The organism is Pseudomonas sp. GW822-FHT05A08 (genome assembly GCF_058800485.1).
This window is the reverse complement of sequence record NZ_CM179511.1, coordinates 5,098,094-5,116,940: the sequence shown is the minus strand read 5'-3', so window position 1 is coordinate 5,116,940 and position 18,847 is coordinate 5,098,094. Positions and strand designations below refer to the sequence as shown.

The 18,847-nt window shown below is 62.1% G+C and carries 21 protein-coding genes; 8 read left to right on the top strand and 13 right to left on the bottom strand.

The features are described from left to right. Position 1: 1 nt before the first annotated feature. Together AC3RCP_RS22795 and AC3RCP_RS22790 are read right to left on the bottom strand one after the other, a co-directional pair. Positions 2-484 (bottom strand): GreA/GreB family elongation factor, encoded by a 483-nt coding sequence (locus AC3RCP_RS22795; RefSeq protein WP_007931388.1) that lies wholly within the window; start codon positions 482-484, stop codon positions 2-4. A gap of 2 nt (positions 485-486) precedes the next feature. Continuing rightward, a complete protein-coding gene (locus tag AC3RCP_RS22790) occupies positions 487-882 on the bottom strand; it encodes a hypothetical protein (RefSeq protein WP_007931389.1) in 396 nt (131 codons plus the stop codon). Positions 883-1,004: 122 nt separating this feature from the next. On the opposite strand from AC3RCP_RS22790, the gene earP reads away from it, so the two are divergent. Both earP and AC3RCP_RS22780 read left to right on the top strand, forming a co-directional pair. Further along, on the top strand, positions 1,005-2,138 hold the full coding sequence (gene earP / locus AC3RCP_RS22785) for an elongation factor P maturation arginine rhamnosyltransferase EarP (protein WP_492571809.1): 1,134 nt from the start codon (positions 1,005-1,007) through the stop codon (positions 2,136-2,138). Between the two features lie 48 nt (positions 2,139-2,186). Then, entirely contained in the window at positions 2,187-2,759 is a 573-nt protein-coding gene (locus AC3RCP_RS22780; RefSeq protein WP_007931398.1) for an elongation factor P, read from the top strand. 81 nt (positions 2,760-2,840) lie between these two features. On the opposite strand, the gene AC3RCP_RS22775 is transcribed toward AC3RCP_RS22780, so the two are convergent. The 4 genes from AC3RCP_RS22775 to AC3RCP_RS22760 all read right to left on the bottom strand — a co-directional run bounded on the left by AC3RCP_RS22775 (position 2,841) and on the right by AC3RCP_RS22760 (position 6,081). Beyond that, complete coding sequence (locus AC3RCP_RS22775; RefSeq protein WP_492571808.1) at positions 2,841-3,854, bottom strand: alpha/beta hydrolase; 1,014 nt, start codon at positions 3,852-3,854, stop codon at positions 2,841-2,843. A gap of 41 nt (positions 3,855-3,895) precedes the next feature. Further along, entirely contained in the window at positions 3,896-4,315 is a 420-nt protein-coding gene (locus tag AC3RCP_RS22770) for an organic hydroperoxide resistance protein (protein WP_009044954.1), read from the bottom strand. A 278-nt stretch (positions 4,316-4,593) separates the two neighbouring features. Next, complete coding sequence (locus tag AC3RCP_RS22765; protein WP_053280308.1) at positions 4,594-5,055, bottom strand: MarR family winged helix-turn-helix transcriptional regulator; 462 nt, start codon at positions 5,053-5,055, stop codon at positions 4,594-4,596. A 75-nt stretch (positions 5,056-5,130) separates the two neighbouring features. Continuing rightward, complete coding sequence (locus AC3RCP_RS22760; RefSeq protein WP_025805488.1) at positions 5,131-6,081, bottom strand: LysR family transcriptional regulator; 951 nt, start codon at positions 6,079-6,081, stop codon at positions 5,131-5,133. Between the two features lie 107 nt (positions 6,082-6,188). Between AC3RCP_RS22760 and AC3RCP_RS22755 the strand changes: the two genes are divergently transcribed. Beyond that, positions 6,189-6,938 (top strand): sulfite exporter TauE/SafE family protein, encoded by a 750-nt coding sequence (locus AC3RCP_RS22755; protein ID WP_101338707.1) that lies wholly within the window; start codon positions 6,189-6,191, stop codon positions 6,936-6,938. On the opposite strand, the gene AC3RCP_RS22750 is transcribed toward AC3RCP_RS22755, so the two are convergent. Further along, positions 6,928-7,782: a LysR substrate-binding domain-containing protein gene (locus tag AC3RCP_RS22750; RefSeq protein ID WP_162136185.1), complete on the bottom strand. Its 855-nt coding sequence runs from the start codon at positions 7,780-7,782 to the stop codon at positions 6,928-6,930. The two genes, AC3RCP_RS22755 and AC3RCP_RS22750, sit on opposite strands and share 11 nt — an antisense overlap. Before the next feature lie 97 nt (positions 7,783-7,879). Between AC3RCP_RS22750 and AC3RCP_RS22745 the strand changes: the two genes are divergently transcribed. Both AC3RCP_RS22745 and AC3RCP_RS22740 read left to right on the top strand, forming a co-directional pair. Continuing rightward, positions 7,880-8,101 carry a DUF1127 domain-containing protein gene (locus AC3RCP_RS22745; protein WP_101338706.1) on the top strand — a complete coding sequence of 74 codons (222 nt, stop codon included), beginning with the start codon at positions 7,880-7,882 and terminating at the stop codon, positions 8,099-8,101. Between the two features lie 64 nt (positions 8,102-8,165). Beyond that, the gene (locus AC3RCP_RS22740; protein WP_492571807.1) at positions 8,166-9,377 is read left to right on the top strand and encodes a winged helix-turn-helix domain-containing protein; all 1,212 of its coding nucleotides are present in this window, start codon (positions 8,166-8,168) and stop codon (positions 9,375-9,377) included. Positions 9,378-9,424: 47 nt separating this feature from the next. Here the strand turns inward: AC3RCP_RS22740 and AC3RCP_RS22735 are convergent, their stop codons facing one another. Beyond that, positions 9,425-10,771, bottom strand: coding sequence for a class II 3-deoxy-7-phosphoheptulonate synthase (locus AC3RCP_RS22735; RefSeq protein ID WP_007931431.1), 1,347 nt, complete (start codon positions 10,769-10,771; stop codon positions 9,425-9,427). Positions 10,772-10,932: 161 nt separating this feature from the next. Here AC3RCP_RS22735 and AC3RCP_RS22730 point away from each other — a divergent pair, with 161 nt between their 5' ends. Beyond that, positions 10,933-11,688: a spermidine synthase gene (locus tag AC3RCP_RS22730; RefSeq protein ID WP_007931432.1), complete on the top strand. Its 756-nt coding sequence runs from the start codon at positions 10,933-10,935 to the stop codon at positions 11,686-11,688. A gap of 89 nt (positions 11,689-11,777) precedes the next feature. Here AC3RCP_RS22730 and AC3RCP_RS22725 read toward each other — a convergent pair whose 3' ends face one another. Together AC3RCP_RS22725 and AC3RCP_RS22720 are read right to left on the bottom strand one after the other, a co-directional pair. After that, positions 11,778-12,569, bottom strand: a complete 792-nt coding sequence (locus tag AC3RCP_RS22725) for a crotonase/enoyl-CoA hydratase family protein (RefSeq protein ID WP_492571806.1) — start codon at positions 12,567-12,569, stop codon at positions 11,778-11,780. Continuing rightward, positions 12,535-12,870 (bottom strand): hypothetical protein, encoded by a 336-nt coding sequence (locus AC3RCP_RS22720; RefSeq protein ID WP_164485202.1) that lies wholly within the window; start codon positions 12,868-12,870, stop codon positions 12,535-12,537. Before AC3RCP_RS22720 ends, AC3RCP_RS22725 begins: the two co-directional genes overlap by 35 nt. 119 nt (positions 12,871-12,989) lie before the next feature. Between AC3RCP_RS22720 and AC3RCP_RS22715 the strand changes: the two genes are divergently transcribed. Further along, positions 12,990-14,663 carry a DEAD/DEAH box helicase gene (locus AC3RCP_RS22715; RefSeq protein WP_007931434.1) on the top strand — a complete coding sequence of 558 codons (1,674 nt, stop codon included), beginning with the start codon at positions 12,990-12,992 and terminating at the stop codon, positions 14,661-14,663. 113 nt (positions 14,664-14,776) lie between these two features. On the opposite strand, the gene AC3RCP_RS22710 is transcribed toward AC3RCP_RS22715, so the two are convergent. Then, a complete protein-coding gene (locus AC3RCP_RS22710) occupies positions 14,777-15,544 on the bottom strand; it encodes a DODA-type extradiol aromatic ring-opening family dioxygenase (protein ID WP_277589366.1) in 768 nt (255 codons plus the stop codon). Positions 15,545-15,645: 101 nt separating this feature from the next. Here AC3RCP_RS22710 and AC3RCP_RS22705 point away from each other — a divergent pair, with 101 nt between their 5' ends. After that, on the top strand, positions 15,646-16,302 hold the full coding sequence (locus AC3RCP_RS22705) for a thiopurine S-methyltransferase (RefSeq protein ID WP_492571805.1): 657 nt from the start codon (positions 15,646-15,648) through the stop codon (positions 16,300-16,302). Between the two features lie 69 nt (positions 16,303-16,371). On the opposite strand, the gene htpX is transcribed toward AC3RCP_RS22705, so the two are convergent. Both htpX and AC3RCP_RS22695 read right to left on the bottom strand, forming a co-directional pair. After that, on the bottom strand, positions 16,372-17,262 hold the full coding sequence (gene htpX, locus AC3RCP_RS22700) for a protease HtpX (protein ID WP_492571804.1): 891 nt from the start codon (positions 17,260-17,262) through the stop codon (positions 16,372-16,374). Between the two features lie 301 nt (positions 17,263-17,563). After that, on the bottom strand, positions 17,564-18,775 hold the full coding sequence (locus AC3RCP_RS22695) for a pyridoxal phosphate-dependent aminotransferase (RefSeq protein ID WP_007931438.1): 1,212 nt from the start codon (positions 18,773-18,775) through the stop codon (positions 17,564-17,566). Positions 18,776-18,847: the final 72 nt, after the last annotated feature.

Genomic DNA, 18,847 nt, shown 5'->3' with positions numbered 1-18,847 from the left:
CTTACTTGACCTCGGTGACAGCGAACTGTTGCCGAGCGCCCGCGACGACGATCTCCAGTTCATCCCCCTCGAACTTGCCCAGCAGGCCTTTGCCCAACGGTGAACGAGGGGTGATGACGGTCACCGGTTGCCCCACCACCTCTACCTTCAGTCCCGCCCCATCCGGCGCTAGGAACAGCCATTGTTCGTGGCCGTTTTCGTCTTCGAGGCCCAGCAGCGCGCCGACCTGGATACCAACTTGCTCGTCGTACGGGCGCAGGGTCAGGTTCTGGCAGAGCGCCAGCGCCTGCCGGATTTCCTCGACGCGCCTGGCCTGGCCGGCGGCGAGATAGGAGGCCTCGAGCCCCAGGGTGTCGTATTTGTTTTCGGCAATGTTCTCTTCGTGGGTCGCCGTCTCATAGGCGGTCTGCGCCGCACGCTGAGCGATCTCCAGATCGCCACGGAGTTTGTCGAGAATCAGTTGGTGGACCGTAGGTTTGTTCATGATCAATCGCAGAATTGCAGGACGTTGGCCCGGCTCTTTTCGCTCGGCGCCGTCTGGTCCTGTTGCAACCAGAACTGGCATTTCGGGTTGGACTGGTTGCGCAGGTTGCTGCGCGCATTATCCAGGGCCTGCTGTTGTTCGTTTTTACGCAGGTTTTCCTGGTACTGCTCGAACATGCGATTGGACGCCGCCGATTCCGCGCTGGGCGGTTTTGCCAGCTGTTGCACGGCCTGGGCGACGGGCGCCAATTGCTGGTCGAACAGAAAACGCCAGGCCAGCCAGCAGGTCAGGGCGATCGCCAGAAAACCCAGCCACAATCCCAGGGCAATACTGCCGCTGAGTTGAAGTGCGTTTACGCTGATACGTAATGATCGACGGGATGTCGGGCGATAGGGCATGGCAGCCTCCTGGCAGGCGGTGTCGGCAAGCTGCGATTGTCGCACGAAGATTATCGGCGTTGGCTCTTCTGTCAGTAGCCATTTATGCGGACAATCGGCGCCTTTGCCAAATGGAGCCCGGAATGAAAGCCTCCTGGGATATTTTCTGCAGCGTCGTCGACAACTACGGCGATATCGGCGTGACCTGGCGGCTGGCCCGGCAATTGGTGGCCGAACATCAGTGCGCGGTGCGGCTGTGGGTGGATGACCTGCGGGCCTTCGAGCGTTTGTGCCCGCCCATCGATATCGCCTTGCCTCAGCAATGGCAGGAAGGTGTCGATGTGCGTCACTGGCCAACCGAGTGGTCGCCGGTGGCGGCTGCCGATGTGGTGATCGCGGCCTTTGCCTGCCAGTTGCCAGCGGCTTATATGGAGGCGATGGCCGAGCGTGAACATACCCCTTTGTGGTTGAACCTCGATTACCTCAGCGCCGAGACCTGGGTGACCGGCTGCCACGGCCTGCCCTCGGTGAAGTTCAAGGGCGTGCAGAAGTACTTCTTTTTCCCCGGGTTTCAAGCCGGCACCGGTGGGCTGCTACGCGAGGCTGGATTGCTGGAGCGGCGCAGGGCGTTTCAGCAGGACTCCCTGGCCCGGCAACGCTTCCTGGAAGGGCTCGGCGTATTTGCAGCACCTGGCGCGCGATTGATGTCGCTGTTCGCCTATGAGAACGCCGGCCTGGCCAGTTGGCTGCAAGCGCTGGCTGCCGACTCGCGAGCTACCCATCTGCTGGTTCCCGAAGGGCGGATCCTCGGTGACGTGCAACACTGGCTGGGTGTCGAGGCGCTGGCGGCGGGTGCGGTGCAGGTCCGTGGGGCCTTGACGGTACAGGTGCTGCCGTTCGTCCGACAGGAGGAATACGACCAGCTCCTGTGGTCCTGCGATTTCAACGCGGTACGCGGTGAGGACTCGTTCGTGCGTGCGCAATGGGCCGGCCGGCCGATGCTCTGGCACATTTATCAACAGGACGAAGACATTCACCTGGACAAGCTCGACGCCTTTCTCGAGCTTTATACGCAGGGGCTGTCGCCAGAGGTCAAGGCGGCGCTGATCGACCTGTGGCGGGCCTGGAATGCCGGAGGCGAGATGGCGCAAGGCTGGAAAAAGCTGCTCGAACACTGGCCGGAAGTGGCTGCTCACGCCGAAAAGTGGTGTCTGGAACAGGGCTCGCAGCCCGATCTTGCTGCGGCGCTGGTGCAGTTTTACCTAAATTGGATATGATACGCGGCCTAGATTTTTGTAAATCCCATCCAAATTCGGATATTCGCAATGAAAACTGGTAAAGAACTCAAACCCGGTACCGTGATCCGTATCGACAACGATCCTTGGCTGGTTCAGAAAGCTGAATTCACCAAGTCCGGTCGTAACAGCGCGATCATGAAGACCAAGCTGAAGAACCTGCTGACCGGTTACAAGACCGAAACCGTTTACGGTGCGGACGACAAACTGGACGACGTGATCCTGGATCGCAAAGAAGCGACCCTGTCGTTCATCAGCGGCGACACCTACACGTTCATGGACACCACCGATTACACCATGTACGAGCTGAACGCTGAAGACATCGAAGCCGTTCTGCCGTTCATCGAAGAAGGCATGACCGACGTTTGCGAAGCTGTGTTCTTCGAAGACCGTCTGGTTTCCGTTGACCTGCCGACCACCATCGTGCGCCAGGTTGACTACACCGAAGGTTCCGCTCGCGGCGACACTTCGGGCAAGGTGATGAAGCCTGCCAAACTGAAGAACGGTACCGAGCTGTCGGTTGCGGACTTCATCGAAATCGGCGACATGATCGAGATCGATACTCGCGAAGGCGGTTCCTACAAAGGCCGCGCCAAGGTTTAAGCCCCTGCTTGAATCCTTAGCCACGAAAAAGCCCGACCATCGAGTCGGGCTTTTTTGTGGCCGAAGGCCTGGGTGGCAAACTTACTTCAGATGTTGCTTGAGCTCATCGGATGCCTGCAGCAGGGCCGAACGCACCGCGGGTACCTGGCTGACCACGTTGAGCAGACCGTAGTCATGGATCATCCCGTTGTAGAGCACCGAGGTCACGGTCACGCCGGCTTCGTCCAGCTTGCGGGCATAGGCTTCGCCTTCGTCGCGCAGTACGTCGGCGCCGGCCGTCTGGATCAGCGCGGGTGGCAGGCCCTTGAGCTGGGCGCTGGTGGCGCGCAGCGGTGAAGCGTAGATCTCGTTACGCTGCTGGGCATCGGTGGTGTAGTTGTCCCAGAACCACTTCATCATGTTTTTGCTGAGAAAGTGCCCCTCGGCATATTGGTTATACGACGCCGTTTCGAAATTCGCGTCGGTCACCGGCCATAGCAACAATTGGAAGCGGATCGCCGGCGTGCCCTTGTCCTTGGCCATCAGGCTGACCACGGCGGCCATGTTGCCGCCGACGCTGTTGCCGGCAACCGCCAGGCGCCTGCCGTCGACGTTGATTTCCCGGCCATGCTCGGCCACCCATTGGGTGGCCGCGTAAGCCTGATTGATCGCCACCGGGTAATGAGCTTCCGGGGACGGCGTGTAATTGACGAATACCGCCGCCGCCCCGGAGCCCACCACCAGGTCCCGCACCAAGCGCTCGTGGGTCGGGAAGTCTCCCAGCACCCAGCCGCCGCCGTGGAAGAACATGAACACCGGCAAGGTGCCTTTCACTCCGGCCGGCCTGACGATGGTCAGGCTGATGGCCTGGCCGTCGACGTCGATGGTCTTCTGGCTGACATCCGCCTTGGGCAGCGTCAGCTTGACCCCGGCCTGGGCGCCGACCAGCACGGCTCGGGCCTCTTTGGGTGTCATCTGTTCCATCGGCTTGCCGCTGCCGGCGTTCAAGGCGTCGAGGAACGCCTGGGTGTTGTGTTCGACCCCGCCTTCGGCGAACGCGGTGTTGATGGACAGGGCGAGAAGGCTACCGGTCAAGACCTTGCTGAAAGTGTTCATGTTCGTCTCCTGGGCGGTGCGGGCGCTGGCGCGCAGCTGGGTTAGACAGTCACGTGCAGACGTACGTCGACGTTGCCGCGGGTGGCGTTGGAGTAAGGGCAGACCTGGTGAGCCGCTTCGACCAGGGACTGCGCGTCGCTCTGTTCAAGACCTGGCAGGCTGATATGCAGGTCGATGTCCAGGCCGAAGCCGCCAGGAATCTGGCCGATGCCGACGTGCGCAGTGATCGACGCGTTGTCCGGGATCTTGCGCTTGCTTTGGCTGGCGACGAATTTCAGGGCGCCGATAAAGCAGGCGGAGTAGCCGGCGGCGAAGAGTTGCTCAGGGTTGGTCGCCTGGCCGCCGGCACCACCGAGTTCTTTTGGGGTGGAGAGTTTGACGTCGAGGATGTTGTCGCTGGAGACGGCGCGACCATCACGGCCACCGGTTGCGGTTGCGACTGCGGTATAGAGAGTTTGCATGGTGTGAGCCTCTTGGGTTTTTAGGTTTTGCGCTAAATATTTGCGCGCTAAGTAAGTGCGAAACAAATGTATCTCTCAAATATTTAGTGCGCAAGATAAATTTTGAAAAAAACTCGAAAATGCTTGCCTGCAGTCCATGTTTTTCGGCTAAGCGAATGATTTAAATAATATTTTTATCGAGAATTTTTTTCGTCGATACGCTATTAGCGGCATCGAAACAGAGAGAATCGCGAGCAAGCGCTCCTGGAGAGGGGCGGGGTGTGCTCGCGAGAGCGCCGTTAAAGGCTGTCTTGCAGATGGCCACGCAGGTTCAGCAGGTCGGCCTGCAGTTTGCGCAGTTGCTCCAGGGTCAGGCCGCTGGCGCCGAGGATGCATTGGGGAACGCCGCGCGCCCGGTCATACAGGGCCTGCCCTTGCTCGGTCAGCTCGATGATCACCACCCGTTCGTCTTCGCGGCTGCGGGTCCGGCTCAGCAATCCCTCGGCTTCCAGGCGCTTGAGCAAGGGCGTCAATGAACCGGGATCGGTCAGCAGGCGACTGCTGATCTCGCCGACGGTCAGGCCGTCCTGCTCCCAGAGCACCATCATTGCCAGGTACTGGGGATACGTCAGGCCCAGCTCCTGCAGCAGTGGTTTATAGACTTTGGTCATCAGCAACGAAGTCGAGTGAAGGGCGAAACACAGCTGGTTATCCAGCAGCAGGTCGTCGCATTTTTCCGGGGTGGAGCCTTTGGTGTTCATGGTCGGGCCTTGATCGATATTCGCCCTGAATCTAGCGGGCGAATCTTTAATGCGCCAGATAATTCTCACGAGCGCTCAGCCCATGGCGCTCTGCAGGGCCAGATCCCAGGGCGGAATCGGACTGAAGCGAGTCTTCAGGTATTCCAGCAACAGGCGGCTGCGAGCGTTGGTGTGCTGTTCCAGGCGCAAGGCGTAGATACCGGCGCTTTCCGGTTTGGGCAGGCCGGTTTCGCAGAACAGCGGCAGCAGTTCCCCACGCAGCAGGTATTCGCTGGCCAGCCAGGTCGGCAGGTGGGCGATGCCCAGCCCGGCCAGGGCTCCGGATAGCAGGGCCTCGGCATTGTTGGCGCTCATGCGGATGCGTTGTGGGCGATGAGTCTGCAACTGCCCGTCCAGTTCGAAGCGCCAGGCGAACAGTGGGGCCAGGCCGTCCCAATCCAGGCCGTCGTGCTGGCTCAGTTCGGCGGGATGCACCGGGGTGCCGCGCAGCTTGAGGTAGGCCGGGCTGGCGCAGGCGATGCGCACGATGCTCGCCAATGATGTCGCCACCATCCGGGTATCGACCCTTTGCCCGGCGCGCAGCACCAGATCGACCTTGCCCAGGTGCGAACCCTGCATGTCGACGAAGCTGTCGATCAGGTGCAACTGCACATCCAGCCCCGGATAGAGCATCAGGAAATCGGCGATCGCCGGCGCCAGGTGTCGCCGGCCGAACGCCGCGGGAGCGTCGATGCGGATCAGGCCTTCCGGCGCGTGGCTCAAGGACACGGCTTCCGCCCGCGCCAGTTGTAGTTCGGCGACGATGCGCCGGGCGCGTTCGGCAAAGGCCTGGCCAGCCGCCGTCGCCACCACCGCGTGGGTGGTGCGCATGAACAGCTTGCTGCCGACGGCGTTTTCCAGGCTGTCGATACGCCGGGCCACCGCCGAAGGGGTCAAGGGATGCCGGCGGGCGGCAGCGGAAAAACTCCCGGCTTCCAGCACATCGAGGAATAGACCGAGCTGATCGGTGAGGGCGTTGGGGTTCATGGCGGACATTTGCTTGTGCGAAGTTGGCAAAGCCATTGTGCGTTGCTGTGCGTTTCCGCACCAGAGCCGACTGCGTAGCATGCAAGGCCTGAGTGAGGAGAGCGGCGGTGATCGATTTAGCGATGTATGTGGTATTGGGCGCGGCGCTGGGCACGGTGGGCGGCTTGTTCGGGATCGGTGGAGGGCTGATTGCGATTCCGGTGCTGGGCGTGCTGTTCGGGCTGGACCAGCAGATCGCCCAGGGCACGGCGTTGGTGATGGTGGTGCCGAACGTGATGCTCGCGCTGTGGCGTTATCACCAGCGCAACCGGATCGAGGCGCGCCATGCGTTGCCGTTGGCCCTGATGGGCTTCAGTTTTGCCTGGCTCGGTTCGATCTGGGCGGTGGGCATTGATGCCCAAGTCATGCGGATCGGCTTCGTCGCGTTCCTGGTGGCCTTGTCGGCCTACAACCTGTTGCGCATGTTCCTGGCCAATGCCCCGGCTTCGGCGCAGATGCGCTATCCCTGGCCGTGGCTTGGTGTGCTGGGTGCGGCTTCCGGGGCCATGGGCGGGCTGTTCGGCGTCGGCGGCGCGGTGGTTGCCACCCCGGTGCTGACCAGCGTGTTCGGCACCACCCAGGTGGTCGCCCAGGGGCTGTCGCTGGCCCTGGCCCTGCCCAGCACCGGGGTGACCCTGGTGACCTACGGGGTGCATCAGGAAGTGGACTGGATGATCGGCCTGCCGCTGGCGGCGGGTGGGCTGTTGAGCATCAGTTGGGGGGTGAAAATCGCCCATGCGCTGCCCGAGCGAATGCTGCGCGGGCTGTTCTGCGGCTTCCTGGTGGTCTGCGCGGTGATGCTCGCCTTTAAAGTTTGAAGCCTTCGACTATGTGCTCGGCCAGGCATTCGGTGATGGGCGAAGGCGTGTTGAGGTTGCGCACCAGCATGATGCTGGCCTCGGGCAGCAGGGGCAGATCCTCGGCGGCGCCCAGGATGCGCATGTCCGGGGTGATCAGGCTTTCCAGCTGAGCGGTGATCGCCAGGCCGGCGCTGACCACGGCCATCAGTGCCGACAGGCTGGAGCTGTTATAGGCGATGCGATAGTCGCGCCCGGCGGCGTCCAGCGCATTGCAGGCCCATTGCCTGCAGAAGCAATCGCTGTTGAACATCGCCAGGGGCAGTGGCGTCTGTTCGTGGGGGCAGAACCCCTGGGCCTCGGCCCAGACGAAACGCTCCTTGCGCAGCAACTGGCCGATTTCGCTGCCTGGCTCGCGGGTGACGATAGACAGGTCCAGATCCTGGCGCAGCAGCAGTTGCTTGGAGGACTCGCAATGCACTTCGATCTGGATCAAGGGATAGGCCTGGGCAAAACGCGACAGGATCCCCGGTAGAAAGCGCATCACATAATCGTCCGGCGTACCGATGCGCACGGTGCCGACCATGTGCGGCTCGCGCAGGGTGTTGAACACCTCGCTGTGCAGTTTCAGGATGCGCCGTGCGTAACCCAGCAGCACTTGGCCTTCGGCGGTCAGGCGTACCTGCCGGCCCTCACGCTGGAACAATTGGCGTTGCAGCACATCTTCCTCGAGCCGCTTCATCTGCATGCTCACCGCGGACTGGGTGCGATTGACCTGCTCCCCGGCCTTGGTGAAACCGCCCTGGTCGGCGATGGCGACGAAGGTGCGCAGGACCTCGGTATCAATGCTTGGGTAGCTGGACAATTCATCAAACTCCGAGATGTATTGCATAAGAAACATTCGTTGGATTGATCTTAGCCCTGGGTGGAGACTTGAGCCATCCCCACTGGAGGGCAAGACGATGAAAGGTCAAAAAGGTTTTGTACTGGCTCACCGGTTTGCATGGCATGGCACTTCCTTGCGGCACCTGCTGCAGAGGATTGTCCGCTGGCATCAGCTGCACCGTGAACGCAACATGCTGGCCGGCATGAGTGATGAGGCGCTGAAGGATATCGGCCTCAGTCGCGCGGATGTGGAGCGGGAGACCGTGCGGCCGTTCTGGGACGATCCGATGCACAAGTGAATGTCAAAACGCTACACAAGCCACTTCTCACTGAGGTAGTTTGCGGGCAGACAAGGAGATTGCCATGCCCGCAGAACTGTCCTTTTCCCTCAAGCAGGCTCGGCGTCTGGCGCTGGCCGCCCAGGGTTTTTCCGGGCGGCCACTGCCTGCGACGATCAGGCCCGCACAGCTCAATCGCCTGATCGCGCGCCTGGGTATCCTGCAGATCGATTCGGTCAATGCCCTGGTGCGTTCGCACTACCTGCCGCTGTTTTCCCGCCTTGGCGACTATCCTGCGCAACTGCTGGACCAGGCTGCCTGGAGCCAGGGCCGGCAACGCACGCTGTTCGAATACTGGGGCCACGAAGCCTCGTTGCTGCCGCTGTCGCTGTACCCGCTGATGCGTTGGCGCATGCAGCGGGCCAGCCAGGGGCAGGGGATCTACCAGCAGTTGGCGCGTTTCGGCCAGGAGCAGCAGGCGACTATTCGCCGGGTGCTGGCCGCGGTCGAGGAACAGGGCGCCCTCGGGGCGGGCAGCCTGTCGACCCGTGAGGAACGCGCCGGCCCTTGGTGGGACTGGAGTGCGGAGAAGCATGCGCTGGAATGGCTGTTTGCCGCCGGTGAGGTGACGGTCGCTGGTCGGCGTGGATTCGAGCGCTTGTACGACTTGCCGGAGCGGGTGATTCCTTCGAGCATCCTGCAGCATTCGCCGCTCAGCGAGGCCGATGCCCAGCGCGGTTTGCTACTGCATGCCGCCAGCGCCCTGGGCGTGGCCACCGAGAAGGATCTGCGCGACTACTTTCGCCTGGAGCTGGCAGACAGCCGGGCGCGCCTGGCGGAATTGCTGGAGGGCGGCGAACTGCTGGCCTGCGAGGTGGCGGGCTGGAAGCAAGCGGCGTATTGCCTGCCAGAGGCCAAGGTGCCGCGCAGCGTGCCGGCCAGCGCCTTGCTTTCTCCCTTCGATTCGCTGATCTGGGAACGCAGTCGCACCGAGCGCCTGTTCGATTTCTGCTATCGCCTGGAGATCTACACCCCGCAGCACAAGCGGGTGTACGGCTATTACGTGTTGCCGTTTCTGCACCACGAACGGATCGCCGCGCGGGTCGACCTGCGGGCAGAAAGGGCGCAGGGGCGCCTGGCGGTGCATGCCGTGCATGAGGAGGATCTGGGGTTGGACGAGCAGGGGATGCAGGCGCTGGCGAGCAGCTTGCGGAGCATGGCCGACTGGCTGGGGCTGGCCGACGTCCAGCTCAATTGCCCAAGGGTCAGCGCCCAGCGCTTGCGTGCGTTTCTTTGACCAGCATCGATCATCCAGCTTCCCCTGGATGATCGAACACTACGGGTTCAACGCTTGACCTGTTTCAAGGTCTCGGCAATCAGGAACGCCAGCTCCAGCGACTGATCGGCGTTCATCCGCGGGTCGCAATGGGTGTGGTAGCGATCCGACAAAGCATCTTCGGTAATCGGCCGCGCGCCACCGATGCACTCGGTGACGTTCTGCCCGGTCATCTCGATGTGGATACCGCCGGCATAGCTGCCCTCGGCTTCGTGGACCTGGAAGAACTGCTTCACCTCATTGAGGATCTGCGCGAAATCGCGGGTCTTGTAACCGCTGCTGGCCTTGATGGTATTGCCATGCATCGGGTCGGAACTCCACAGCACCTTCTTGCCTTCGCCTTCCACCGCGCGGATCAGCTGCGGCAGGTGGTCGCCGACCTTGTTCACGCCCATGCGCACGATCAGGTTCAGGCGGCCTGGATCGTTGTCCGGGTTGAGGATGTCGATCAGGCGGATCAGCTCCTCGGTGTTCATGCTCGGGCCCACCTTGACCCCGATCGGGTTATTCACCCCGCGCAGGAATTCGACGTGGGCGCCGTCGAGCTGGCGGGTGCGATCGCCGATCCACAGCATGTGCGCCGAGCAGTCGTAATAGTCGTTGGTCAGGCTGTCGCGACGGACGAAGGCTTCCTCATAGTTCAGCAGCAGCGCCTCGTGGGCGGTGAAGAAGCTGGTCTCGCGCAGCTGCGGCGAGCTGTCCATGCCGCAGGCGCGCATGAAGGCCAGGGTTTCGTCGATGCGGTCGGCCAGCTGGCTGTATTTCTCGGCCAGGGCGGAGTTGGCGATGAAATCCAGGTTCCATTTGTGCACCTGGTGCAGGTCGGCAAAACCGCCCTGGGCAAAGGCGCGCAGCAGGTTCAGGGTGGCGGTGGCCTGGTGATAGGACTGCAGCAGGCGGTCCGGGTCCGGCACCCGGCTTTTCGCATCGAAACCTATGCCGTTGACGATATCGCCGCGGTAGGCCGGCAGGGTCACGCCATTGATGGTTTCGTCGTTGGCCGAGCGCGGCTTGGCGAACTGGCCGGCCATGCGCCCGACCTTGACCACCGGGCAACCGGCGGCGAAGGTCATGACGATCGCCATCTGCAGCAGGACCTTGAAGGTGTCGCGGATCTTCGCCGCCGAGAACTCGGCGAAGCTCTCGGCGCAATCGCCACCCTGCAGCAGAAAGGCACGACCCTGGGTCACTTCGGCAAACTGGCGGCGCAACTCCCGGGCTTCGCCGGCAAACACCAGCGGCGGGTAGCTGGCCAGGGTCTGCTCGACCTGCAACAGGTGTGCGGCGTCGGGGTAGACGGGTTGTTGCTGGATCGGCAGGGCGCGCCAGCTGTCAGGGCTCCAGGGTTGGCTCATCACGGACTCGGGTGTTTTTAAGGTCGGACAGGCATGTTATCAGCAATTAGTGCGTGACCTGTTCCCGCCGGTTCGCGGACAATCGCGCCTTTCCCGCTCGGCGCCGAGCGGCCGGTTTATCGCGACGGCGAGGTTGAGCCCCGTCGCGGCTAGGAGAAGAGATGACTGAGGAGCGCGTCGAGCGCCTGCTCGCCGAAGTGCACGATGAGTTCGGCATGATTCGGGTACTGGAAGTGGCGGATTACCGCTTCCTCGAATTTGGCGATGCCATCGAGCAGAGCTGCGTGTTTACCGCCGACCCGAGCTGGCTGGAGTACGACTACACCCGCGCCATGCTGATCGGCGCGCTGTGCCATGAGCAGCCCGAGAGTGCGCTGTTTCTCGGCCTGGGCGCTGGCACCCTGACCCAGGCCTGCCTCAAGTTCCTGCCGCTGGACGATGTCGAGGCCATCGAGCTGCGCCCCGACGTGCCGCGCCTGGCTATCGAGTACCTGGGGCTGGATGACGATCCGCGTCTGTATATCCGGGTGGGCGATGCGCTCGAACTGCTGGACAGCGCCGAGTCGGCGGACCTGATTTTCGTCGACCTGTACACCGACGTCGGACCGGGCGTCGGACACCTGGCCTGGGGTTTCCTGGAAAACTGCCAGAAGCGCCTCAACCCGGGCGGCTGGCTGGTGATCAACCAGTGGGCCACCGACGATGGCAAGCCGCTCGGTGCGGCCTTGCTGCGCGGGCTTTACCATCGGCACTACTGGGAGCTGCCGGTGAAGGAGGGCAACGTGATTCTGATCGTGCCGTCCGACCTGGAGCAGGGTCTGGACATGGACGGTCTGAGCGCCCGGGCCGAGGCGCTGGCGCCACGCCTGGGCTATTCGTTGCAGTCGTTGATCAAGTGCATCCGTCCGGCGACCTGAGTCGGCTGTCCGCTTCGCGGATCGTCCGCATCTGTAGGAGCGAGGCTTGCCCGCGATAGAACCTCACATTCACCACGGGTTCAGGCCGCTCAACACCCCTTGAACACCCCCGGGCGCTTCTCGACCATCGCTCGCACACCTTCCTTGGCATCCTCGCTGTTCAACAGCGTCTTCACCAGCGGCGGCAGCCCCTGCGCTGCCGCGCTTTCTCCTTCGAGCCGGGCTTGTCGGGCCGACATCAGGGTGGCTTGAACCCCCAGCGGCGCCTGGCAGGCGATCCGTTCGGCGAGGGCCAGGGCGCGGGGCAGCAGGTCTTCGCTGGCCATCACCTCCTGCACCAGCCCCAGGCGCAGGGCTTCATGGGCGTCGAACTCGTCGCCGGTGAGCAACCAGCGCATGGCATTGCCCCAGCCGGCGATCTGATGCAGGCGCAGGGTGGCGCCGCCAAAGGGAAAGATGCCGCGTTGCACTTCCAGTTGGGCGAAGCGGGTATTGCTGGCGCACAGGTTGATATCCGACGCCAGCATCAGCTCGATGCCTATGGTCAGGCAGTAGCCCTGCACCGCGACTATCACCGGTTTGCTGACCCGTGGCCCGGCGAAGACACCCCAGGGATCGCAACCGCCGGCCGGTGCCTGCCAGCCTTCGGCGAGTTTCGCCCCGACGTTGGCCAGGTCCAGCCCCGCGGTGAAGTGCTCGCCATGGCCGAACACCACGGCGACCCGGGCCTCGCTGCTGGCCTCGAACTCGCCGTAGGCCAGGCTGAGTTGATCGAGCAGCTGCAGGTCGAAGGCATTGCGCTTGGCGACCCGGTCCAGGCCGATGAGGAAGAGATGACCACGTTGTTCACGGCTGACGCGACTGCAACTGGGCTGGCTCATGGGGCATTTCCTCGGACGGTAAAGAGTGTCTCGGACCGACGGTATCGGCCGGCAAGATGAACCGTTTAAGCGTCATCCCCCGACAGGCGTGGGCCTGTGCAAAATAGACCTTTGCCGGATTATCCGCAAAGCCTGTGACAACTAGGTATTCAGCGGGTTTTTCCGATAAAAAAAACTCCCTTTTTTGAGTAATTCCGGTATAGTGCGCGCCGGCCTTTAACCGGGCCTCGTTTAGGTGATGCAATTCCCCGAAGTCAGCTTCGGCTGCTTGTCCGCTGCGCGGACTATCCTTGACGTTCATTTCTTTCAATCGTTTTCGCAAATCCCCGCCGACAAAGCTGCCAGGGTGACTCTTGAGTCTTACACGGCATGCGCAGCTTTGGAGCATGGGTCTTTGCGGATGCACTTAGAGGCAGACCCATGACCCAGGAAATCGGCGGCTTCGCCGCTCTTGAACTTCATCCCAATATTGTCGCTGCAGTAGTCGCTACCGGCTATGAAGAGCCTTCGGCCATTCAGCAGCAGTCGATCCCGATCATCCTCGCCGGTCACGATATGATTGGTCAGGCGCAAACCGGTACCGGTAAGACCGCCGCGTTCGCCCTGCCTATCCTGCACCGCATTGATCCGTCCAAGCGCGAGCCGCAAGCTCTGATCCTGGCCCCAACCCGTGAGTTGGCGCTGCAAGTTGCAACCGCTTTCGAAACCTACGCCAAGCAAATGCCGGGCGTAACTGTTGTGGCTGTCTACGGCGGCGCGCCGATGGGCCCACAACTGAAAGCAATCCGTAATGGCGCACAGATCGTTGTCGCCACTCCGGGCCGTCTGTGCGACCACCTGCGTCGCGACGAAAAAGTCCTGGCTACCGTGAACCACCTGGTTCTCGACGAAGCCGACGAAATGCTGAAACTGGGCTTCATGGATGACCTGGAAGTCATCTTCAAGGCCATGCCGGAAACCCGTCAGACCGTACTGTTCTCGGCCACCCTGCCGCAGTCGATCCGTGCGATCGCCGAGCGTCACCTGAAGGACCCGAAACACGTCAAGATCCAGAGCAAGACTCAGACCGTCACCGCGATCGAACAGGCTCACCTGTTGGTTCACGCTGACCAGAAGACTTCTGCTGTTCTCAGCCTGCTGGAAGTGGAAGATTTCGACGCCCTGATCATGTTCGTGCGCACCAAGCAAGCGACCCTGGACCTGGCCAGTGCCCTGGAAGCCAAAGGCTACAAAGCTGCTGCGCTGAACGGCGACATCGCCCAGAACCAGCGTGAGCGTGTGATCGACTCCCTCAAGGATGGCCGCCTGGACATCGTTGTGGCGACTGACGTTGCCGCCCGTGGCCTGGACGTACCGCGCATCACCCACGTATTCAACGTGGACATGCCGTACGACCCGGAATCCTACGTGCACCGTATCGGCCGTACCGGCCGTGCCGGTCGCGAAGGTCGTGCGCTGCTGCTGGTGACTCCACGCGAGCGCCGCATGCTGCAAGTGATCGAGCGTGTAACCGGTCAGAAGGTTGCCGAAGTTCGCCTGCCGGACGCTCAAGCCGTTCTCGACGCGCGCATCAAGAAGCTGACCAACAGCCTGTCGCCGCTGGTCGCTGACGCTGAATCGACCCACGGTGATCTGCTGGATCGCCTGACCGCCGATATCGGTTGCAGCCCGCGTGCCCTGGCCGCGGCCCTGCTGCGCAAGGCCACCAACGGTCAGGCGCTGAACCTGGCAGCGATCGAGAAGGAACGCCCACTGGTGCCGAACAGCGCGCCACGTGGCGACCGTCCTGAGCGTTCCGGCGATCGTCCTGATCGCGGCGAGCGTGAGCGTCGCGCACCGATGCCTCTGGCTGAAGGTCGTGCCCGTTGCCGTACCGCGCTGGGCGCGCGTGACGGTATCGCGGCCAAGAACCTGCTGGGCGCCATCCTCAACGAAGGCGGCCTGGCCCGCGAAGCCATCGGTCGCATCCAGGTGCGTGACAGCTTCAGCCTGGTCGAGCTGCCGGAGGAAGGTCTGGAGCGTCTGCTGACCAAGCTGAAGGACACTCGCGTGGCCGGCAAGCAGTTGAAGCTGCGTCGCTATCGCGAAGACTGATCAGTGCTGAGCTGATTGGTTGAACGAAAAAGTCCCCGCCTGGTGCGGGGATTTTTTTTGCCTGGGGGTTGGATCAGTTGTCGCATTGTGATGCGCCAGGCCCGGCAAGGGCATCAACCGAAGCGATAGATATCCATGCCCAGCGCGCCCATGGTGAAGCCTTGATGGGCGATGCTGAATTCGCCACCGGCGCCTCTGGCGAAGTACAGCGGCAGCAGGTGTTCATCGCTGGGGTGGCTACGTACGGCATTCGGCGCCTGGCGACGGTAGTCGTGCAACGCGGCTTCATCATTGGCGGCGAGTTTCTCGATTATCCAGTCGCGGAACGCCTTGGCCCACGGCTCGACGCTTTCCGGGCCGGCGTGCCAATCCAGTTCGCGCAGGTTGTGGGTAATGCTGCCCGAGCCGATCAACAACACCCCCTGTTGCCGCAGGCTGGACAGGGCAAGCCCGACCTGAGTCTGCAGGGCTGGTCCAAGGCGACTGGGCAGAGACACCTGGACCACCGGAATATCCGCCTGTGGGTACATCAGCGACAGCGGCACCCAGACCCCATGGTCGAACGGGCGCTGGTCGTCGAGCTGCGCCGGCAGGCCATCGGCCCTGAGCAACTGCGCCACCTGTTCCGCCAGTTCAGGCTGGCCGGGGGCGGGGTATTGCACGGCGAACAGCGCGGCGGGAAAGCCGCCGAAGTCATGCCAGGTTTGCGGTTGCGGGTTGCTGCTGACCCGCAGGTCCTGGCTTTCCCAGTGGGCCGACACCACCACTATGGCCTTGGGGCGCGGTAGCTCGGCGGCCAGGCGGGCGAGGGCCGGGCCGCTGGCGCCGGGTTCCAGGGCGAGCATCGGTGATCCGTGGGAGATGAACAGGCTAGGGAGCATGAATAAGGTCCTGAGCGTTAAGATGCACCATCTTCAATCAGATCATTGATCTGAATCTAATATAAGTTTTTGTGGTTTTTGATCGAATTTCAGGGTGATTTATGCAGCCGGAGTTTTGGCACAAACGGTGGGAACAGAATCAGATCGGCTTCCATTTGTCCGAGGTTAATCCTTACCTGCAACGCTACTGGCCCCAGTTGGAGCTGGCGTCGGGTTCGCGGGTACTGGTGCCGCTGTGCGGCAAGAGCCTGGACCTGAGCTGGCTGGCCAGCCAGGGCCATCAGGTGCTGGGTATCGAGTTGTCGGAGAAGGCCATCCAGGACTTTTTCAGCGAACAGCAGGTGCAGCCGCAGGTTGAGCTTCGAGGTGGATTCAAAGTCTATGAGTACGGCCCGATCCAGCTCTGGTGCGGCGACTTTTTTGCCCTGCAGGCCACGGATGTCGCCGGCTGCCAGGCGTTGTACGACCGCGCGGCGTTGATCGCCTTGCCGCCGCAGATGCGTGAGCGGTATGCGGCGCATCTGCAGTCGGTCCTGCCTCAGGGCTGCCAGGGGCTGCTGATCACTCTGGATTACGACCAGGCGCTGATGGCGGGGCCGCCTTTCGCCGTGCTCGATGACGAGGTCAAGGTCTTGCTCGGTAAGCGCTGGCAGCTGCAGGTCGAGGAGGTGCGGGACATTCTTGGCGAGAGCTGGAAGTTTCTCCAGGGCGGCGTGACCCGCCTCGAAGAACGGGTCTATCGCTTGCTGGCGCGCTGAGCCCCGGCCTTTTTCCAGACCATGAAAAAGGGCGACTTGCGTCGCCCTTTTTTGTGTTTGCCAGCGTTATCAGCCGCGACGACGGCTCAGGGCGTCGATACGCTCTTCCAGTGGAGGGTGGCTCATGAACATGCGAGCCAGGCCTTGTTTGAGGCCACCGTTGATGCCGAAGGCATTCAAGGTGTCGGGCATGTGCACCGGCAGGCCCTGTTCCGAGCGCAGGCGTTGCAGGGCGCCGATCATGGCCGCGGTACCGGCCAGTTGCGCGCCGGTTTCGTCGGCACGGAATTCGCGCTTGCGCGAGAACCACATGACGATGGCGCTGGCCAGGATGCCCAGGACCAGTTCGGCGAAGATGGTCGCGATGTAGTAGGCGATGCCCTGACCTTCTTCGTTCTTGAAGATCACCTTGTCGACGAAGTTGCCGATGATGCGCGCGAAGAACATCACGAAGGTGTTCACCACGCCCTGGATCAGCGCCAGGGTGACCATGTCGCCGTTGGCCACGTGACCGATCTCGTGGGCCAGCACGGCTTTCACTTCATCGGGCGAGAAACGCTCGAGCAGGCCCTGGCTGACCGCAACCAGCGCGTCGTTCTTGTTCCAGCCGGTGGCGAAGGCGTTGGCCTCGTAGGCCGGGAAAATACCGACTTCGGGCATCTTGATCCCGGCTTCGCGGGACAGTTGCTCGACGGTTTGCAGCAGCCATTGCTCATGACGAGTACGAGGCTGGGTAATGATCTGGGTGCTGGTGCTCATTTTCGCCATCCACTTGGAGATGAACAGCGAGAACAGGGAACCGGCGAAACCAAAGACCGCACAGAAAACCAGCAGCTGATTGAGGTTGAGATCAACCCCATTGGCCGCCATGAACCCGTTGAAGCCGAAAAGGCTCAGGGTGATGCTGGCAATCAGCACGACCGCCAGGTTAGTGGCCAAGAACAGCAGGATGCGCATCATGGTTGTAGAAATCTCCTCATGCTAAAGATGTAGCGTTCTGCGGGGTATATAAGGTGCGGCACCGGCCTATTCAACCGGGTGACTATTTCAAACTGTGTCCTGCAGGCTGATTTTAGACGCTTGCATGAGCTTTCTGTCGCAGTTGGGCAGCCACCGGAAGCCGAGCCGCACTTCAGAGGCATGCAACCACTGGGCACAAGGCGCAAGGCAAAGATACAGAAGGGTAGGCGTAGCAGGGAGTACAGAAGTGTTGCTGAATTAATCGCAGTGCGACCGGGGCGGCCGCACTGCGTCGCAAGGCTTACTGGCGATACGACTTGAGGAAGCTGCCGATACGGCCGATCGCCTGTTCCAGGTCATCGACCCGTGGCAGGGTCACGACGCGGAAGTGGTCCGGCCATGGCCAGTTGAAGGCGGTGCCCTGAACCACCAGCAGTTTCTCCGAGAGCAGCAGGTCCAGGACGAACTTCTCGTCGTTGTGGATCGGGCAGACTTTCGGGTCGATTTTCGGGAAGGCGTACAGCGCGCCCATAGGCTTGACGCAACTGACGCCGGGGATGTCGTTGAGCAGTTCCCAGGTGCGGTTGCGCTGTTCCAGCAAACGGCCCGGTGGCAGCACCAGGTCGTTGATGCTCTGATAGCCGCCCAGCGCCGTTTGAATGGCGTGCTGGCTCGGCACGTTGGCGCACAGGCGCATGTTGGCCAGCATGTCGATGCCTTCGATGTAGCTCTGGGCGTGGTGCTTGGGACCGGAAATGGCCACCCAGCCGGAACGGAAACCGGCCACCCGGTAGGACTTGGACAGGCCGTTGAAGGTCAGGCACAGCAGGTCCGGCGCCAGGGAGGCGGTGCAGACGTGCACGGCATCATCGTAGAGGATCTTGTCGTAGATCTCGTCGGAGAACACCACCAGGTTGTGCTGGCGTGCCAGTTCGAGCATGTCCAGCAACACTGCCTTGGGGTACACCGCGCCGGTCGGGTTGTTCGGGTTGATGATCACCAGGGCCTTGGTGTTCGGGGTGATCTTGGCCTTGATGTCGGCGATGTCCGGCCACCAGTTGGCCTGCTCGTCGCACAGGTAGTGCACCGGGTTGCCGCCGGCCAGGCTCACGGCCGCGGTCCACAGCGGATAGTCCGGGGCCGGGACCAGCACTTCGTCACCGTTGTTGAGCAGGGCCTGCATGGCCATGACGATCAGTTCGGAAACGCCGTTGCCCAGGTAGATGTCTTCGATGCCGACGCCTTCCACCTGCTTTTGCTGGTAGTACTGCATGACGGCCTTGCGTGCGCTGAACAGGCCCTTGGAGTCGCTGTAGCCCTGTGCGGTCGGCAGGTTGCGGATTACGTCCTGGAGGATTTCGTCCGGCGCTTCGAAACCAAAAGGCGCCGGGTTGCCGATGTTCAGCTTGAGGATGCGATGGCCTTCCTCTTCCAGGCGTTTGGCGTGCTTGAGCACTGGGCCGCGAATGTCATAACAGACGTTGGCGAGCTTGTTCGATTTGCTGACCTGCATGGCGATGTGTTCCCGAAAATGAACGATCCAGACGGTGAGTGAGCTACCGTACTGGGAATCCTGCGTTTGCAC

Bases quoted from the DNA above. Each gene is read 5' to 3' on its own strand.
- AC3RCP_RS22795 (WP_007931388.1), bottom strand. From the start codon at position 484: ATGAACAAACCTACGGTCCACCAACTGATTCTCGACAAACTCCGTGGC.
- AC3RCP_RS22790 (WP_007931389.1), bottom strand. From the start codon at position 882: ATGCCCTATCGCCCGACATCCCGTCGATCATTACGTATCAGCGTAAAC.
- earP (WP_492571809.1), top strand. From the start codon at position 1,005: ATGAAAGCCTCCTGGGATATTTTCTGCAGCGTCGTCGACAACTACGGC.
- AC3RCP_RS22780 (WP_007931398.1), top strand. From the start codon at position 2,187: ATGAAAACTGGTAAAGAACTCAAACCCGGTACCGTGATCCGTATCGAC.
- AC3RCP_RS22775 (WP_492571808.1), bottom strand. From the start codon at position 3,854: ATGAACACTTTCAGCAAGGTCTTGACCGGTAGCCTTCTCGCCCTGTCC.
- AC3RCP_RS22770 (WP_009044954.1), bottom strand. From the start codon at position 4,315: ATGCAAACTCTCTATACCGCAGTCGCAACCGCAACCGGTGGCCGTGAT.
- AC3RCP_RS22765 (WP_053280308.1), bottom strand. From the start codon at position 5,055: ATGAACACCAAAGGCTCCACCCCGGAAAAATGCGACGACCTGCTGCTG.
- AC3RCP_RS22760 (WP_025805488.1), bottom strand. From the start codon at position 6,081: ATGAACCCCAACGCCCTCACCGATCAGCTCGGTCTATTCCTCGATGTG.
- AC3RCP_RS22745 (WP_101338706.1), top strand. From the start codon at position 7,880: ATGAAAGGTCAAAAAGGTTTTGTACTGGCTCACCGGTTTGCATGGCAT.
- AC3RCP_RS22740 (WP_492571807.1), top strand. From the start codon at position 8,166: ATGCCCGCAGAACTGTCCTTTTCCCTCAAGCAGGCTCGGCGTCTGGCG.
- AC3RCP_RS22735 (WP_007931431.1), bottom strand. From the start codon at position 10,771: ATGAGCCAACCCTGGAGCCCTGACAGCTGGCGCGCCCTGCCGATCCAG.
- AC3RCP_RS22730 (WP_007931432.1), top strand. From the start codon at position 10,933: ATGACTGAGGAGCGCGTCGAGCGCCTGCTCGCCGAAGTGCACGATGAG.
- AC3RCP_RS22725 (WP_492571806.1), bottom strand. From the start codon at position 12,569: ATGAGCCAGCCCAGTTGCAGTCGCGTCAGCCGTGAACAACGTGGTCAT.
- AC3RCP_RS22720 (WP_164485202.1), bottom strand. From the start codon at position 12,870: ATGAACGTCAAGGATAGTCCGCGCAGCGGACAAGCAGCCGAAGCTGAC.
- AC3RCP_RS22715 (WP_007931434.1), top strand. From the start codon at position 12,990: ATGACCCAGGAAATCGGCGGCTTCGCCGCTCTTGAACTTCATCCCAAT.
- AC3RCP_RS22710 (WP_277589366.1), bottom strand. From the start codon at position 15,544: ATGCTCCCTAGCCTGTTCATCTCCCACGGATCACCGATGCTCGCCCTG.
- AC3RCP_RS22705 (WP_492571805.1), top strand. From the start codon at position 15,646: ATGCAGCCGGAGTTTTGGCACAAACGGTGGGAACAGAATCAGATCGGC.
- htpX (WP_492571804.1), bottom strand. From the start codon at position 17,262: ATGATGCGCATCCTGCTGTTCTTGGCCACTAACCTGGCGGTCGTGCTG.
- AC3RCP_RS22695 (WP_007931438.1), bottom strand. From the start codon at position 18,775: ATGCAGGTCAGCAAATCGAACAAGCTCGCCAACGTCTGTTATGACATT.